The sequence below is a fragment of the Nocardia iowensis genome (assembly GCF_019222765.1).
GTDB classification, from domain to species: domain Bacteria; phylum Actinomycetota; class Actinomycetes; order Mycobacteriales; family Mycobacteriaceae; genus Nocardia; species Nocardia iowensis.
This window is the reverse complement of record NZ_CP078145.1, coordinates 481,233-496,889: the sequence shown is the minus strand read 5'-3', so window position 1 is coordinate 496,889 and position 15,657 is coordinate 481,233. Positions and strand designations below refer to the sequence as shown.

The window sequence follows — 15,657 nt, the reverse complement described above, 5'->3', positions numbered from 1 at the left end:
TGATCAGCGGCTACTTCTCGATGTTTTCGAAGTCGAACAGACCGTTCCAGGCGAGTTCGGCCTTCTTCACCTTGTCCGAGCGGCCCGCGGCGGCGACGTAGTCGAACACCGGAATGTCGGCCATCGACTGCAGCATCAACGACTGCGCCTGACCGACTAGCTTGTGGGACTCCTCCAGCGTCGGCGCGGCCAGTGCGGCGTTGAGGAGCCGATCGAACTCGGGGTTGTTCCAGTCGACGTTGTTGGTCTCGGAGTGGCTGTAGTAGTTGGACGTGAGGAACTGCAGCATGGTCGGGTAGTCACCCTGCCAGCCGTAGCGGAACGCCTTGCCGATGGTCTTGGCGTTCACCAAGTCCCGGATGTTCTTGAAGGTGGGGTACGGGGTGGCGATGGCTTCGATGCCGAGGGTGTTCTTGATGCTGTTCGCGGCGGCTTCGATCCAGGCCTGGTGGCCACCGTCGGAGTTGTAGGCGATCTCGAATCGGCCCGACCAGGGGGAGATGGCATCGGCCTGGGCCCACAGCTTCTTGGCCTCTGCCGGGTTGTGATTCAGGAACTCCGAGCCGGGCAGGTTGCCGTTGAACCCGGGAAGGGTGGAGGCGGTGAAATCGCGGGCCGGGTTCCTGGTGCCGTGGAAGATGTTCTGGCAGATCTGTTCTCGATTGATCGCCATCGAGATGGCCTTGCGGCGCAACGCACCTTCCTCGCCCGCGAAGTGCGGGACGTTGGCCTGGATGCCGAACTTCTGGTTCTGCGCGGTCGGCTTGGTGATCGCGCGGTCACCCAGATCCTGCTTGTAGGAGCTCAGCGCGCTGTCCGGGATGGTGTCGAGGGCGTCCAGGTTGCCCGCCTGCAGGTCTGCGTAGGCCGTGTCGAAGGACTGGTACATGACGAAGCGCAGGCCCTTGTTCTTGGCCGGGCGGCCACCCTTGTACTCCGGGTTCGGCACCAGATCGATCTGCGTGTTGTGCTGCCACGCACCGTTGCTCGCGAACTTGTACGGGCCGTTACCGATCGGGTTCTCACCGAACGCCTTGATGTCCTTGAACGCCGCCTCGGGCAGCGGGTAGAACGGCGCGTAGCCGAGCGCGGTCTCGAAGTCGATCGACGGCTGTACCAGTTCCACCGTAAAGGTCCGGTCGTCGACTACCTTCAGACCCGACATGGTCTGGGCCTTCGGCGGAGCCTCGGACACGTCCTTGAAACCGACGATTTCGGTGAACACATAGCTCTGCAACTGAGCGTTCGTGCCGAGCGCGCCGTAGTTCCAGGCATCGACGAACGACTTCGCAGTCACCGGTGTGCCGTCGCTGAACTTCCAATCCGGCTTGATGGTGATCCGGTAGTTCTTGCGATCGGTGGTCTCGATCGACTCCGCCACCTCGTCGTGCGCCTTGCCGTTGGCGTCGTAGTACTTCAACCCCGCGAACAACCGGTCGACGACGCGACCGCCCCAGAACTCGTTGGTGTTGGTTGGCACCAACGGGTTCTGCGGTTCACCACTGTTCGTGGTGACGATGCTGGCGTCAGCACTGTCCTCTGATGAACACGCGGCCAGTCCCAGGCTGGTAGCCAGCAGTACTGCCGCGGTCAGCGCCATTGCTCTGTTGAATCTCAACGCGTTCTCCCGATTTCGAGAAGGGCGGAATCTGTGGCACGCGCGTGAGGTCACCAGGCGCATGCCGGCACAAACCGCCTTGGGTGCCTCGGAGATTAACCACTCTGGTGAGCTCTGTCATCGGATTGACCAAGGTTCGTTCCACTTGTTACCAGTACGGCAACATGGCCGAAACACGAAAAACATCGCGCGAAAACGACCTATCCACCGGAACATTGCCTCCGAAGAGTCCATCCGGCGTCTCCCGGTATCGGCCACTCCGTTGCGGATTACGCGACGGCGCGCCGGTACCGAAACCCGGTGGACACACCGGACGCGGCGTAGGTCACAGTTGATTACTGTCGAACTGGCTGCGTTTGAATCGTGGGCTCAGGCTACGTGGAAAGAAGAAGCGAGATGACCGAAACCGCCGACCACAGGGATTCGTATCCGCCGACCGCGGAGTTCGCCGCCGCGGCGAACGCCGATGCCTCGCTCTATGCGCGGGCGTCGGCCGATCGCGACGCGTTCTGGGCCGAACAGGCCGGTCGGTTGCACTGGCACCAGCAGTGGCGCCAGGTGCTGGACTGGAGCGACGCGCCGGTGGCGAAATGGTTCGTCGACGGCAAGCTCAATGTCGCGTACAACTGCGTCGACCGGCACGTGCTTGACGGGCACGGCGAGCAGGTCGCCATCCACTGGGAGGGCGAGCCTGGCGACTCGCGCGACGTCACCTACCGCGAGCTACTCACCGAAGTCAGCCGTGCCGCAAACTATTTCACCGAACTCGGCCTCGTGGCGGGCGATCGCGTCGCCATCTACATGCCGATGGTGCCCGAGGCGATCGTCGCGATGCTGGCCTGTGCCCGGCTCGGGCTCACCCACTCGGTGGTTTTCGCCGGGTTCTCCCCCACCGCGCTGCGTCAGCGGGTCGATGACGCGAGTGCCAGGCTGATCGTCACCACCGACGGGCAGTGGCGACGCGGTAAGGCCGCCCCGCTCAAGGAGGCGGTGGACGAGGCGCTGTACGCGAACGGCGACGTGCCGCACAGCGTTGAGCATGTCTTGGTGGTGCGACGCACCGAGATCGAGGTGCCGTGGACCGAAGGTCGCGACCTGTGGTGGCACGAGACTGTCGCGCAAGCTTCACCGGAACACGAGGCGCAACCGTTCGATGCCGAGCACCCGCTGTTCATCCTCTACACCTCCGGTACCACCGGGAAGCCGAAGGGCATCCTGCACACCTCCGGCGGTTACCTCACTCAGGCGGCCTACACCCATCACAACGTCTTCGATCACAAAGCGGGACGGGACGTCTACTGGTGCACCGCCGACATCGGCTGGGTCACCGGGCACAGCTACATCGTCTACGGCCCGCTCGCCAACCGCGCCACCCAGGTGGTCTACGAGGGCACCCCGAACTTCCCGGACGAGCACCGGCACTGGCAGATCGTCGAAAAGTACGGCGTCAGCATCTATTACACGGCGCCGACGCTGGTGCGCACGTTCATGAAGTGGGGCCGCGAGATCCCGGCCGCGCACGACCTGTCCAGCATCCGGCTGCTCGGCTCGGTGGGTGAGCCGATCAATCCGGAAGCCTGGCGCTGGTACCGCGAGGTGATCGGCGCGGGCACGGCGCCCGTGGTGGACACCTGGTGGCAGACCGAGACCGGCGCGATCATGATCTCGCCGCTGCCCGGCGTCACCGCGACCAAGCCCGGTGCGGCGATGGCACCGCTGCCCGGCATTTCGGCGCTCGTCGTGGACGAGGAGGGCAAGCCGGTCCAGCGCGGCGAGACCGAGGCCAACGGCTATCTCGTGCTGGACCAGCCGTGGCCGTCGATGCTGCGCGGCATCTGGGGCGACATGGAGCGGTACCGGGCCACCTACTGGGAGCGCTACGCGGCGCAGGGCTGGTACTTCGCCGGTGACGGCGCCAAGCTCGACGCCGACGGCGACCTGTGGGTGCTCGGCCGGGTCGATGACGTGATGAACGTGTCCGGGCACCGGATCTCCACCGCCGAGGTGGAGTCGGCGCTGGTCGGGCATGCCGGGGTCGCCGAGGCCGCGGTGGTCGGGGCCACCGACGCGACCACCGGTCAGGGCATCGTCGCCTTCGTCATCCTCACCGCCGAAGCCAAGGACACCGGCTCGGCGCTGGTGGACGAGCTGAAGGCGGAGGTGTCGAAGGAGATCAGCCCGATCGCCCGGCCGCGGGAGATCCACGTGGTGCCGGAGCTGCCCAAGACGCGCAGCGGCAAGATCATGCGCAGACTGCTGCGCGACGTGGCCGAGGGGCGGGAACTCGGCGACACCTCGACGCTGGTCGACCCCAACGTCTTCGAGGCGATTCGGGCGAGCAAGGCGTAACTCCGCAGCCAGGCGCATGGCCGGTGGCGTGCTTCGCCAGCGGCCATGCGCGGTATGCGGACGGACTTCGTCCGGCTGCGCCCGTTAGGATTGCGTAAGGTGTGCCGGGAAGTCTGGTCGGCGTGCGGTCGTGTACCTGACAGCCGAATCGTTGGGATGGTGCGGTCGCAGCCTTGACCACCCGGCCGAAAGGTTCCCCGTGATCACGCAGGTGCGCTCGGAACTATCCCGCTTTCTACGGACCGAAACCGTCGGCGGCACCATCCTGCTTATCGCGGCAGCTGTGGCGTTGCTGTGGGTGAACTCGCCATGGGGCGAGAGCTATGTGACGATGACCGAGACGGTGCTCGCCATCCCACCGCTGCACCTGGACCTCACCCTGGCGGACTGGACCAAGGACGGCCTGCTCGCCATCTTCTTCTTCGTTGCCGGGCTCGAGCTCAAACGCGAGCTGGTCGTCGGCGAGCTCGCCGACCCGAAACGCGCTGCGCTGCCGATCATCGCCGCGATCGGCGGCGTGGTCACCCCGGCGCTGATCGCGCTCGCCATCGGTTTCGGCGCGCCAGGGATGGACCGCGGCTGGGCCATTCCGGTGGCCACCGATATCGCGTTCGCGCTGGCCGTGCTCGCCATGACGGGATCGCGCATTCCGGCGAGTGCGCGGGTGTTCCTGCTCAGTCTCGCGGTAGTCGACGATCTGGTGGCCATCATTCTGATCGCCGTCCTGTTCACCACCACGTTGTCGCTGCTGTGGCTGCTGGCCGCCGTGGCCTGCTTCGCGGGTTGGGCACTGGCGCAGCACAAACGGATCAGCACGCCGTTGGTCTATCTGCCGCTGGCGCTGGTGTCCTGGTACGCACTGCACGAGGCGGGCATCCATCCGACCCTGGCCGGTGTAGCGCTCGGCCTGCTCACCAGGGTGCGGCCGGACCCGGGTGAGGCGGAGGCACCCGCCACCCGGTTGGAGCACCTGATCCAGCCGATCTCGGCCGGGTTGTGTGTGCCGCTGTTCGCCCTGTTCGCCTCCGGAGTTCCGTTGGACGGCAAGGTGTTCGGCGAATTGTTCAGCGACCGGCTGGCGCTGGCCGTGATTCTCGGATTGCTGCTCGGCAAAACCATCGGAATCTTCGGGATCAGCTGGCTCGCAATCCGGTTCGGCGTGGCGAAGCGTCCGGCCGAACTCGGCTACCGCGACGTGTTCGCCCTGTCGGTGCTCGGCGCGATCGGCTTCACCGTTAGCCTTCTGGTGGCAGAACTCGCACTGGCAGACGTCGGCGACGGCTCCGCCGTCGAATTGGCGAAGGCCGCCGTGTTGGTCACATCAATGGCGGCGTCGCTCGCCGGTTCGGCGCTACTGTTGCGGCGTGGGCGTGTCCACCAGGCGCGGCAGGACGCCCGTGCGTTACAACGAGAAGAGTGAGGCCGAAGCAGTGCCGGGACAGGGAGAAGGGTCGACCAAGTGAGTTTCACAAACGGCGGTAACGGGAGCGACGCACAGCGCGGTCGTACGGTGACCTCCATTCCCTTGTCCGACGCCAATCCCGCGGGCAGCGCGAGCTTCGGCAGCCTGGTGCGCGACGCCACCGAACAGATGTCGACCCTGGTCCGCGCCGAAGTCGCGCTGGCCAAGGCCGAGGTGACCGGCGAGATCAAGAAGGGCCTGCAGGGCAGCGTCTACTTCATCCTCGCGCTGACCGTCCTGCTGTTCAGCACCTTCTTCTTTTTCTTCTTCCTCGGTGAACTGCTCGACGTGTGGCTGGCCCGCTGGGCCGCGTTCCTGATCGTGTTCGCGCTGATGATCGTCGCGACCGCGCTGCTGGCCTTCCTCGGCTATCTGCGGGTGAAGAAGCTGCGCGCGCCGGAGAAGACGATCGACTCGCTCAAGCAGGCCCGCGCCGTGCTGCCGCACGGACTCGGGGCAGCCGCGCACGAGGACCACCTCTCGCTGGAAAAACCCGCTTCGTAACCGCTCGCTCGCGCGCGGATACCCCGAACTATTAGGCTGCATCGGCGTGTCGTCGCACATCATTCCGGATCCGTCCAGCGTCCGTTACGACGGCCCATGGGCGCATCGGGACGTTCATGCCAACGGCATCCGATTCCACGTCGTGGACGCGGCACCCGACCGCACCGACGCACCGCTGGTCGTGCTGTTGCACGGCTTCGCCGACTTCTGGTGGTCCTGGCGGCACCAGCTGACCGGGCTGGCCGAACTCGGCTACCGCGCGGTGGCGGTCGACCTGCGCGGCTACGGCGACAGCGACAAACCACCGCGCGGCTACGACGGCTGGACCCTGGCGGGCGATATCGCCGGGCTCATCCGCGCGCTCGGCTACACCGACGCGACGCTGGTCGGGCATGCCGACGGCGGGCTGGTGTGCTGGGCGACCGCGGTGCTGCATCCGCGCCTGGTCCGTTCCATCGCGGTGGTGAGTTCACCGCATCCGGCGGCGCTCAAGAGCGCGGTGCTGCGCAACCGCAGGCAGCGCGCGACCTGGCTGCCGAATTTCCTGCGCTACCAGCTGCCCCGCTACGGCGAGCGGCTGCTGACCACCGGTGACGGGTTCGAGGTCGAGCGGATCCTGCGCCAGCGGGTGAGCGGGTCCTGGTCCGGCACCACCGAATTCGTCGACACGGCACGGCGCATGCGCTCGGCCATCCAGATTCCGGGCGCCGCGCACTGTGCGCTGGAATATCAGCGCTGGGCCTTCCGCAGCCAGTGGCGCCCGGACGGCCGCCGCTTCATGGCCACCATGCGCGAACCGATCCACATCCCGGTCCTCGCCATCCGCGGCGACCTGGACCCCTACGTGCTCAGCGGCACCTTCCGTCGCGGCAGGCACCTTTCGCCCAACCGCCGCCTGGCCACCATTCCCGCCGCGGGCCACTTCGCCCACCAGGAGAACCCGGACGTGGTGACCGCCGAGCTGGGAAAACTGCTCAGCTGAGGACGCAGGCCCCGGTGCCGACCGGGGCGGCGGAGCCGGACGCGGCGTCGAGCTGAGCGCGGACCTCGGACAAGGTGAGGACATAGCCCGTGTCGTCGTCGGTGACGGCCGCCCCGAAGACGACACCGAGCACCTCGCCGTCGGTATCCACCAGTGGTCCGCCGGAATTGCCCGCGCGGACCTGACCGCGGACGGTGTAGACCTCACGTTCCACCGTGCCGTTGCGGTAGATGGTCGGGCCGGTGAGATCGAGGGTCTCGCGCACGCGGGCCGCGCTCGCCGTGTACGGACCACCGCCGGGGTAGCCGAGCACGATGGCGCTGTCGCCCGATCGGGCGGGCGCGGGCGCCTGCGGCACCACCGGTGCGGTCAGTCCGGGCACCGCGAGCACCGCGATGTCCTTGGACGGGTCGAACAGCACCACGTTCGCGTCCAGCGGACCACGCACGGTGTCCACCTGCACGCTGGTGGTGCCCGCGACCACGTGGGCGTTGGTCATGATCCGCTCGGGGGCGATCACGAAACCCGACCCCTCCAGCGCCCGCTGGCAACTCGGTGCGACGCCGCGGATGCGCAGCACGCTCTGCTGCAGCGAGGCGGCGACCGGGCTGGCCAGCACGCTCGCGTCCGGCGGCTCGACGGCCGCGATCGGGGCGCGGCCGAAGGGGCCGATCACGTCCGGCAGGCCGGAGGTGTTGAGCAGCTTGGAGAATTCGTTGGGCAGGCGGCGCAGCCAGTTCGGCGCGACCTCGTTCACGTCGGTGAGCACGCGCGAGCCGTTGATCGCGGTGGCGATGGCCGGCTGCGACGAGGTGGCCAGCGGCAGCGCCAGCAACCACGCGGTGACCAGCACGGCGACCGCCTGCAGCACCGCGCCGACCACGCTGTCCACGCTGCGGGTGAACGGATGTCGCATGCCGCTGCGCGCGGCGCGACCGAGCACCATGCCCGCCACTTCCCCGATGATCACCAGCAGCACGATCAGCAGCACGCCGGTGAGCACCCTGGTACGGCCCTCGTCGACATGGACCAGGATGTGCGGCGCGATCAGGATGCCCGCGACGGCGCCGAGCACAACGCCGAGGAACGCGAGCGCGGACGCGACCGCGCCCTGCCGCCACCCCGATGAGGCGGCAAGCAGCGCGAGCAGTACGACCGCGATATCGAGCCAGGCCGACGAGCTCATAATGTCGTTCCGACATCGGCCAGCGCGGATTCCAGATCGCGAACGTCCTCGCGATCCCAATCCTGTTCCCAGCCCGCGGTAGTGAAGATTCCGGCGAGGATGCCGCCGGTCAGACCCCACACCAGCATGCCGTCCACCAGGAAGGCTGGGCTCTGGTAGCCGAGGCTGCCGCGGACCAGGAAGCGGTTCGCCGGATCGAGCAGCGTGGCCAGCGGCACCCGCACCACCCGTTCGGTCTCGCTCTGGTCGACCACCCGAACCTCGCTCGGCGTGCGCCAGTAGGCGACCACCGGCGTCACATCGAAACGCGACGGCGGCACGAACAACTTCGGCAGCACCGCAAGGGGTTCCACGCCGGAACGGTCCAGCCCGGTCTCCTCGCAAGCCTCGCGCAACGCGGTGTCGATCGGGCCGGTGTCACCGGGATCCACCGCACCGCCGGGGAACGCGATCTGACCGCGGTGCTGCCGCATGGTGGCGGCACGCTGAGTGAGCAGCACCTCCGCGTCGGCGGGCAGGCCGCCCGGCGCGTCCGGATCGGCCTCGGGCGAGCCACCGAACAACACCAGCACCGCCGCCTGCCGCGGGGTCGACGTGATGGACATGGCGCGGCGCAACGTACGCGCCAGCGTGAGCGTGTCCGAGGTGTCCGCCGCAGGCTCGGTCGCTCGGCTCAACCATTTCGGAATGTCTTGGGGCACAGGGATGGTCATGCCGCGACTCCTGGATAACTCATGCGGCCACGCCCAGCTCCCGCGCGACCGTGTTCGCGATGTCGTCCACCCCGCTGAACGCCCGCACCAGCACCTGCGCCACCGAACCGTCCGCCCGCAGCAGCACCGAAATCGGCAGCACCGCGGGAGCGCCGACGGCGGTGCGCACCCGCGCGTCGGCGTCGAGCACACCAGGAAGTTTCACGTCCAGTCCAGTCAGCCGTGAAATCGCCTTGGCCTCGTCGGGGTCGCTGTGCACGGTCAGCACGGTAATCGCGTTTCCGGCGCGTTGGGCGAACTGCTGCAAATACGGCAATTCTTGCGCACACGGTCCACACCAGTAGGCCCAGAGGTTCAGCAGCGCAGGCTTACCCGCGAGCGCGGCGGACAACTCGACGGTCTTGCCATCGGCCAAACAGCCGACGGTGATGCCCGCCAGCGGACTCGGCCCGACAGCCCCCGGGACAGGCAGCGGGCACGCCGCGAGGTCCGCCGCGACGCGTTGCTGTTCGGATACCCCGGCACTACGTGCCTGTTCCCCGTTGTCCGCGGTGGTGTCGGTGTCGCGGCCGCGCGGCCACAGGGCAACCGCCAACGCCACCACAGCGATCAATCCCGCCAGTGCCCATCGCCAGGCGACCGGGAGTTGTCTCACCGGCCCACCAGCTCGAGCAGATGCTCCTTTTCCGGGCCCTTCACCAGCGCGGCGGCGATGTCCGGGTCGGTGGGCCCGGCCCCGAACGACGGGCAGTCCTTGGCGAGCACGCACACGCCGCAGGCCGGTTTGCGGGCATGGCACACCCGGCGCCCGTGGAAGATCACCCGGTGCGACAGCATCGTCCAGTCTTTGCGCTCGATGAGCTCGCCGATGGCGTGTTCGACCTTCACCGGATCTTCTTCGGTGGTCCACTGCCAGCGGCGCACCAGGCGGCCGAAATGCGTGTCGACCGTGATGCCCGGCACGCCGAACGCATTGCCGAGAATGACGTTGGCGGTCTTGCGGCCGATGCCGGGCAATTGCACGAGTTCGGCCATGGTGTGAGGCAATTCACCATCATGGCGCTCCAGCAGCGCCTGGCCGAGGCCGATCAGCGAACTGGCCTTGTTCCGATAGAAACCGGTCGAGCGGATGTATTCCTCCAGCTCGGCACGGTTGGCCTCGGCGTAGGCGCGCGCGTCCGGGTACTTGGCGAACAGGGCGGGCGTGGTGAGATTCACTCGCACGTCGGTGGACTGCGCGGAAAGTATTGTCGCGACCGCCAATTCGAGCGGTGTGGTGAAGTCCAGTTCGCAGTGCGCGTCCGGGAAAGCAGCCTCGAGCGCGCGGTTCATCCGGCGTGCTCGGCGGACAAGTCCGAGCTGGGTTTCCGCCTGTCGCGCGCGGGATTTCCGTTTCGGAGCGGCGGCCGCCGCGGGTTGCGCGTCGGTCGCCTCGGGGGCAGACGCACGCCCGTTTCCGGCGGCTGTAGAGGGGGTGACACGCACCTGTCCACCATACGGAACCGTCGGGCAACGTTGCCCGGCCAGTTCGGTTGCCGTGTTCCATCTGAGACCTAGACCGTGTTTACTCCTCCGTATGCAAGGACTCGCTGTGGTGCTCTTCCCAGTGCTGTTGATGCTGTTCGCACTGGGTATGGAGCGGGTCGAGAACCGGCTCCGCAAACTTCTCGAACCCGACGAAGAGGTTCAGCAGTACCTGGACAAGGCAAGCAACGCAGAAGTGAAAGAGCTGACGAGGCTCGGCCTGCCCGCGGCCGTGGCCCGGATGCGCAGGCGCCGTGCTCGCGGCGAGGAGCTGGATGTGGCTCGGGCGAGTTAGCGCTCGACCGGGGTAGGGACCGGCGAACACCGCCATCAGAGACTGGTACGGTTCTTCGCTGCGCCACGCAATCCACTCGTTACGTGGTGTCTGTCACTACGCTGTCATCATGCCGCGTAGACTGCGCTGTTGGCCGAGTCGCTTTCGGTCCAGTTCGGAGCCATTTCCCATAAGGAGCACATAAGTGGACGAGGCCCTCGCCAGAGCAGGCATCTTCCAGGGCGTCGAGCCCACTGCGGTGGCCGCCCTCGCCAAGCAACTGCAGCCGGTGGATTTTCCGCGCGGCCATGTCATCTTCAACGAGGGTGAGCCGGGAGACCGGCTCTACATCATCACCTCGGGCAAGGTGAAGATCGGTCGCCGATCGCCGGACGGCCGGGAGAACCTGCTGACCATCATGGGCCCGTCGGACATGTTCGGCGAGCTGTCGATCTTCGACCCCGGCCCGCGTACCTCCACCGCGACCACGGTGACCGAGGTCCGCGCCGTCACGATGGACCGCGACGCGCTGAAGTCCTGGATCGATCAGCGGCCCGAGATCGCCGAGCAGCTGCTCCGCGTGCTCGCCCGTCGCCTGCGCCGCACCAACAACAACCTGGCCGACCTGATCTTCACCGACGTCCCCGGCCGGGTCGCCAAGGCGCTGCTGCAGCTCGCACAGCGGTTCGGCACCCAGGAGGCCGGTGCGCTGCGGGTCACCCACGACCTGACCCAGGAGGAGATCGCCCAGCTGGTCGGCGCCTCCCGCGAAACCGTGAACAAGGCGCTCGCCGACTTCGCGCACCGCGGTTGGCTGCGGCTGGAGGGCAAGAGCGTGCTCATCTCCGACTCGGAGCGACTGGCGCGCCGCGCGCGCTGACGCTCGACTGAGCAGACCGAACAACACGCTGGGCTCGGAGCTCCACAGCCCAGCGTGTTGTCGTGTCCGGGACTACCCTTCGGCGCGCAGGTACTCCAACTGCGCCTGCACCGAGCTGCGCGCGGCGAGCCACAGTCGCTTGTCGACATCGGCGTAGACCCGCCGGACCACCGCCATCGCGCCCGCGTCCGGCCCGAGCACCCGCAACGCTTCGCGCACTTGGTCGAGGCGCTCCTGCCGGTGTGCGATGTAGTAGCGGGCAACCGGTTCCAGATCGGGATGATCCGGGCCGTGCGCGGGCAACAGCGCCTTCCCCGCCCCGATCTCCACCAGTCGGTCCAACGACGCCAGATAATCGGCCAGGGCCCCGTCGCTCGAATCGAGCACGGTGGTTCCGCTGCCGAGGATCGTGTCGCCGGTCAGCACCGCGTCATCGAGCACGAAACTCATCGAATCACCGGTGTGGCCGGGAGTGGCCAAAACGGTGAGCCGCAGGCCAGCGGCCTCGATCACCTCGCCGTCGACCAGCGGCGCGCCCGAACCGCGCAAGAACTCGGATTCCTTGGCACGCACCGGAGTTCCGGTCAGCTTCACCAGGTGATCGATGCCGCCGGTGTGATCGTGATGCCGGTGCGTGATCAGGGTGAGCGCGATATCGCCCCCGGTGACCTCGGCGATCTTCGCGCCGTGCGCCTTGTCCTTCGGACCGGGATCGATCACCACACAATCCGAGCGCCCCGGCGCGCGCAGGATCCAGGTATTGGTTCCCTCCAGCGTCATCTGGCCCGGATTGTCCGCCAGCAGCACCGCTGCCGTCGGCGTGACCTGCCGTAATTGCCCGTACGCGGGATGAGTCAGCGTCATCGATGTACCCCAGTCGATCGAATCCCAGTCCGGGACCTTGTGTTCTAACGCACCTCGGCGATGATCTCGACCTCGACCGGGGTGTTCTTCGGCAATTCCGACACGCCTACCGCGGAGCGCGCGTGCACACCCGCGTCACCGAAAACCTCGGCGAGGAACTCCGACGCGCCATTGATCACGATCGGCTGATCGTTGTATCCCGGTGCGGACGCGACGAAACCGACCACCTTCACGATGCGCACCACCGCGTCCAGCCCGACCAGCGCGTGCACGGCCGCCAACGCGTTGAGCGCGCACAATCGCGCGGCATCCTTCGCCTGCTCGGTGCTCACCTCGGCGCCGACCTTGCCGACCGCCGACAACGCACCGTCCACGAACGGCAACTGGCCGGAGGTGTAGACCAGCGAACCGGTCCGGATCGCCGGAATGTAGGCCGCAACGGGCGCCGCGACCGGCGGCAGCGTCAGGCCGAGCCGGGCAAGATTGCTCTCCCACTGGGTCACTGCGGTCATCGGCTTCTCCTCTACTTCGGACGCTTCAGGTACGCGACATGCTGCTCGCCGGTCGGCCCGGGCAGCACGGTCACCAGCTCCCACCCATCGGCGCCCCACTGATCGAGAATCTGCTTGGTCGCGTGCGTCAACAACGGCACGGTCGCGTACTCCCACAAGCTCGCTTCACTCATGTGGCAGAGCGTAGCTGTGTTGGATTTGCGTCGCCTGCGGCGCCGCGTGTTCGCGGCCCCGGGAAGTCTCGCGTCCGAGCGGCCGAGACTTGCGACTTCGTCGCGTGCGCTTCGGCCGCTCGGACGCGAGACGGGCCGCGAACGGCGCTCGTAAGACTCGCGCTGTGGTGGGTAGGTGAGGGGGTGAGTGGGCCTGCGGGGTGTGCTTCGGACGGGGGGCGCGCGAAGGCGGTCTCGGTTCGCTCGAAATTTGGGGTTGGGCCGAGGGGTGCTGTGTGGGGTTTGGGGGCAGGATGTGGCTGAACTGTTGATCTTTGCTCGGCGTGGGATGATCGGCTGTCTGGTACAGACACGCGCCCTGGACCAGGGGGTTGGCATATCCCTCGGGCACGATCTCAGAACGGGTTATAGGCTCGCGAGCGTGGGAGTACCAACAGCAGTGCCGCTTTCGGCGGAGCCGGGACTGGAAACAGGGTGGCCGAAGCGCGCGGAGAAGGCTCGCCTGCACTATGTGTCCGGGAAGGGCGGGACCGGCAAGTCCACGGTGGCGGCGGCGCTCGCGCTGGCGTTGGCGGCAGGTGGGCGCCGGGTGTTGCTGGTGGAGGTGGAGAGCAGGCAGTCCATTGCCCAGCTGTTCGATCTGCCGCCGCTGCCGCCGACGGAGACCAGGATCGCGACGGCCGATGGTGGTGGCGAGGTGGTGGCGCTCGCGCTGGACATCGAGCACGCGTTCCTCGAATACCTGGACATGTTCTACAACCTCGGTTTCGCGGGCCGGGCGATGCGGCGGATGGGCGCCATCGAGTTCGTCACCACGATCGCGCCCGGTCTGCGGGACGTCATCCTGACCGGCAAGATCAAGGAGACCGCGGTTCGCGTCGACAAGGCCGGTAAGCGGGTTTACGACGAGATCGTGGTGGACGCGCCGCCGACCGGCCGGATCGCCAGCTTCCTCGACGTCACCCAGGCCATGCTGGAGGTGGCCAAGGGCGGGCCGATCGCCTCGCAGGCCGAGGGCGTCTCGAAGCTGCTGCATTCGGATCAGACGATGATCCACCTGGTCACCCTGCTCGAGGCACTGCCGGTGCAGGAGACCGCCGACGCCATCGCGGAATTGAAGGCGGCGGATCTGCGCATCGGCACGGTGATCGTGAACCGCGCCACCGAAGGCCAACTGCCCGCCGAACTGCGCGCCAAGGCCGCGCAGGGCGATGTCGACACCGACGCCGTCCGCGCCGGACTCGAAACGGCGGGGATCACCCTGCCGGACAACGACTTCCAGGGCTTGATCACCGAAACCATCGAGCACGCGGCCACTTTGCAGGCACAGGACGACAGCGCGGCCGAGCTCGCCAAGGTCGACGTCTCCCGCCTGTACCTGCCCGCCCTGCCGGAAGGCATGGACCTCGGTGGTCTGTACGAACTAGCCGAACACCTCAGCAAGCAAGGGGTCCGATGACTACACCGAATGTGGCTGTGCCACTGAATGTTTCGGACATCATCGAGGATCGGACGGCCCGGGTGGTGGTCTGCTGCGGTTCCGGCGGGGTCGGCAAGACGACCACCGCGGCCGCGATCGCGTTACGCGCGGCCGAGAAGGGGCGCAAGGTCGTGGTACTCACCATCGACCCGGCGCGCAGGCTGGCCCAGTCACTGGGTGTCGCCGATCTGGGCAACTCACCGCAGCGGGTGCCGCTCGGCCCGGAGGCCAAGGGCGAACTGCACGCGATGATGCTGAACATGCGGCGCACCTTCGACGACATGGTGCTCGAGCACACCAGCCCGGACAAGGCCGAGCAGATCTTCGCCAACCCCTTCTATCAGACCGTTGCCTCCTCGTTCGGCGGAACGCAGGAGTACATGGCGATGGAGAAGCTCGGTCAGCTGGCCGCGCGTAAGGAGTGGGACCTGATCGTGGTCGACACGCCCCCGTCGCGCAACGCGCTGGACTTCCTGGACGCGCCGAAGCGGCTCGGAAACTTCTTGAACGGCAGGATGATCCGGGTCATCATGGCGCCGGGTCGCGGCGTCACCCGGCTGGTCACCGGCGCGATGAGCCTGGCAGTGCGCGGGGTGTCCACCATCGTCGGCGGCCAGATGCTCAAGGACGCGTCGAACTTTCTGCAGTCGCTGGACTCGCTGTTCGGCGGCTTCCAGGATCGGGCCGACCGCACCTACGCCATGCTCTCCAAGCCGGGCACCCATTTCCTGGTGGTCGCGGCCGCGGAGCCGGATGCGTTGCGCGAGGCGTCGTTCTTCGTCGACCGGCTCTCCACCGAGCGGATGCCGCTGGCGGGCCTGGTGCTGAATCGGACGCACCCGGCGCTGAGCTCGCTGTCGGCCGATCACGCGTTGACCGTGGCGCAGCAGGTGGCGGACGCCGATCCGCTCACCTCGGCCGTGTTGCGCATCCACGCGCGACGGGTCGCCACCGACAAGCGCGAACAGCATCTGCTGCACCGGTTTACCGGCGCGCACCCGCGGGTACCGATCGTGGCGGTGACCGCGTTGCCGTTCGAGGTGTCGGATCTAGAGGCGCTGCGCGCCGTTGGTGATCAACTCACCGGCACCCGAGCATCTGCTTGATACATAGACGCATCGGCTATAGGTCCAGAC

The 15,657-nt window shown here is 67.3% G+C and carries 16 protein-coding genes; 8 read left to right on the top strand and 8 right to left on the bottom strand.

The window, feature by feature from the left end; all coding sequences use genetic code 11:
• Positions 1–10 precede the first annotated feature (10 nt).
• Positions 11–1,600, bottom strand: coding sequence for a peptide ABC transporter substrate-binding protein (locus tag KV110_RS02380; RefSeq protein WP_218478106.1), 1,590 nt, complete (start codon positions 1,598–1,600; stop codon positions 11–13).
• A 414-nt stretch (positions 1,601–2,014) separates the two neighbouring features.
• Between KV110_RS02380 and acs the strand changes: the two genes are divergently transcribed.
• From acs to KV110_RS02360, 4 genes are all read left to right on the top strand, one after another.
• Positions 2,015–3,967 (top strand): acetate--CoA ligase, encoded by a 1,953-nt coding sequence (gene acs, locus KV110_RS02375; RefSeq protein WP_218472913.1) that lies wholly within the window; start codon positions 2,015–2,017, stop codon positions 3,965–3,967.
• A gap of 202 nt (positions 3,968–4,169) precedes the next feature.
• Positions 4,170–5,387 carry a Na+/H+ antiporter NhaA gene (gene nhaA / locus KV110_RS02370; RefSeq protein ID WP_218478104.1) on the top strand — a complete coding sequence of 406 codons (1,218 nt, stop codon included), beginning with the start codon at positions 4,170–4,172 and terminating at the stop codon, positions 5,385–5,387.
• Positions 5,388–5,426: 39 nt separating this feature from the next.
• Complete coding sequence (locus KV110_RS02365) at positions 5,427–5,933, top strand: phage holin family protein (RefSeq protein ID WP_218472911.1); 507 nt, start codon at positions 5,427–5,429, stop codon at positions 5,931–5,933.
• Positions 5,934–5,979: 46 nt separating this feature from the next.
• Positions 5,980–6,915: an alpha/beta fold hydrolase gene (locus tag KV110_RS02360; protein ID WP_218472909.1), complete on the top strand. Its 936-nt coding sequence runs from the start codon at positions 5,980–5,982 to the stop codon at positions 6,913–6,915.
• On the opposite strand, the gene KV110_RS02355 is transcribed toward KV110_RS02360, so the two are convergent.
• From KV110_RS02355 to nth, 4 genes are read right to left on the bottom strand one after another with little or no spacing between them, the layout of a single operon-like run.
• A complete protein-coding gene (locus KV110_RS02355) occupies positions 6,908–8,101 on the bottom strand; it encodes a MarP family serine protease (RefSeq protein ID WP_218472908.1) in 1,194 nt (397 codons plus the stop codon). The genes KV110_RS02360 and KV110_RS02355 overlap by 8 nt on opposite strands.
• Positions 8,098–8,814: an NUDIX hydrolase gene (locus KV110_RS02350; RefSeq protein WP_218472906.1), complete on the bottom strand. Its 717-nt coding sequence runs from the start codon at positions 8,812–8,814 to the stop codon at positions 8,098–8,100. Before KV110_RS02350 ends, KV110_RS02355 begins: the two co-directional genes overlap by 4 nt.
• Before the next feature lie 19 nt (positions 8,815–8,833).
• The gene (locus KV110_RS02345; RefSeq protein ID WP_218472905.1) at positions 8,834–9,469 is read right to left on the bottom strand and encodes a TlpA disulfide reductase family protein; all 636 of its coding nucleotides are present in this window, start codon (positions 9,467–9,469) and stop codon (positions 8,834–8,836) included.
• On the bottom strand, positions 9,466–10,299 hold the full coding sequence (nth, locus tag KV110_RS02340) for an endonuclease III (RefSeq protein ID WP_218472904.1): 834 nt from the start codon (positions 10,297–10,299) through the stop codon (positions 9,466–9,468). The genes KV110_RS02345 and nth overlap by 4 nt, the downstream gene beginning before the upstream one ends.
• Before the next feature lie 106 nt (positions 10,300–10,405).
• Between nth and KV110_RS02335 the strand changes: the two genes are divergently transcribed.
• Together KV110_RS02335 and KV110_RS02330 are read left to right on the top strand one after the other, a co-directional pair.
• A complete protein-coding gene (locus tag KV110_RS02335) occupies positions 10,406–10,633 on the top strand; it encodes a hypothetical protein (protein WP_218472903.1) in 228 nt (75 codons plus the stop codon).
• A gap of 184 nt (positions 10,634–10,817) precedes the next feature.
• On the top strand, positions 10,818–11,492 hold the full coding sequence (locus tag KV110_RS02330; protein WP_011206875.1) for a Crp/Fnr family transcriptional regulator: 675 nt from the start codon (positions 10,818–10,820) through the stop codon (positions 11,490–11,492).
• 72 nt (positions 11,493–11,564) lie between these two features.
• On the opposite strand, the gene KV110_RS02325 is transcribed toward KV110_RS02330, so the two are convergent.
• The 3 genes from KV110_RS02325 to sp36 are packed head-to-tail and all read right to left on the bottom strand — an operon-like array spanning position 11,565 to position 13,041.
• Positions 11,565–12,356 (bottom strand): MBL fold metallo-hydrolase, encoded by a 792-nt coding sequence (locus KV110_RS02325; RefSeq protein ID WP_218472902.1) that lies wholly within the window; start codon positions 12,354–12,356, stop codon positions 11,565–11,567.
• A gap of 44 nt (positions 12,357–12,400) precedes the next feature.
• Positions 12,401–12,868, bottom strand: a complete 468-nt coding sequence (locus KV110_RS02320) for a RidA family protein (protein WP_218472901.1) — start codon at positions 12,866–12,868, stop codon at positions 12,401–12,403.
• An 11-nt stretch (positions 12,869–12,879) separates the two neighbouring features.
• Entirely contained in the window at positions 12,880–13,041 is a 162-nt protein-coding gene (gene sp36, locus KV110_RS02315) for a Sp36 family protein (protein WP_014981181.1), read from the bottom strand.
• Positions 13,042–13,480: 439 nt separating this feature from the next.
• Here sp36 and bagA point away from each other — a divergent pair, with 439 nt between their 5' ends.
• Positions 13,481–14,500, top strand: a complete 1,020-nt coding sequence (bagA, locus tag KV110_RS02310; protein ID WP_218478103.1) for an ATPase BagA — start codon at positions 13,481–13,483, stop codon at positions 14,498–14,500.
• Positions 14,497–15,627: an ATPase BagB gene (gene bagB / locus KV110_RS02305; protein ID WP_218472900.1), complete on the top strand. Its 1,131-nt coding sequence runs from the start codon at positions 14,497–14,499 to the stop codon at positions 15,625–15,627. The genes bagA and bagB overlap by 4 nt, the downstream gene beginning before the upstream one ends.
• Positions 15,628–15,657 lie beyond the last annotated feature (30 nt).

Excerpts from the sequence above, each read along its gene's own strand:
- KV110_RS02380 (WP_218478106.1), bottom strand. The coding sequence starts at position 1,600 with ATGGCGCTGACCGCGGCAGTACTGCTGGCTACCAGCCTGGGACTGGCC.
- acs (WP_218472913.1), top strand. The coding sequence starts at position 2,015 with ATGACCGAAACCGCCGACCACAGGGATTCGTATCCGCCGACCGCGGAG.
- KV110_RS02355 (WP_218472908.1), bottom strand. The coding sequence starts at position 8,101 with ATGAGCTCGTCGGCCTGGCTCGATATCGCGGTCGTACTGCTCGCGCTG.
- KV110_RS02350 (WP_218472906.1), bottom strand. The coding sequence starts at position 8,814 with ATGACCATCCCTGTGCCCCAAGACATTCCGAAATGGTTGAGCCGAGCG.
- KV110_RS02325 (WP_218472902.1), bottom strand. The coding sequence starts at position 12,356 with ATGACGCTGACTCATCCCGCGTACGGGCAATTACGGCAGGTCACGCCG.
- KV110_RS02320 (WP_218472901.1), bottom strand. The coding sequence starts at position 12,868 with ATGACCGCAGTGACCCAGTGGGAGAGCAATCTTGCCCGGCTCGGCCTG.
- sp36 (WP_014981181.1), bottom strand. The coding sequence starts at position 13,041 with ATGAGTGAAGCGAGCTTGTGGGAGTACGCGACCGTGCCGTTGTTGACG.
- bagB (WP_218472900.1), top strand. The coding sequence starts at position 14,497 with ATGACTACACCGAATGTGGCTGTGCCACTGAATGTTTCGGACATCATC.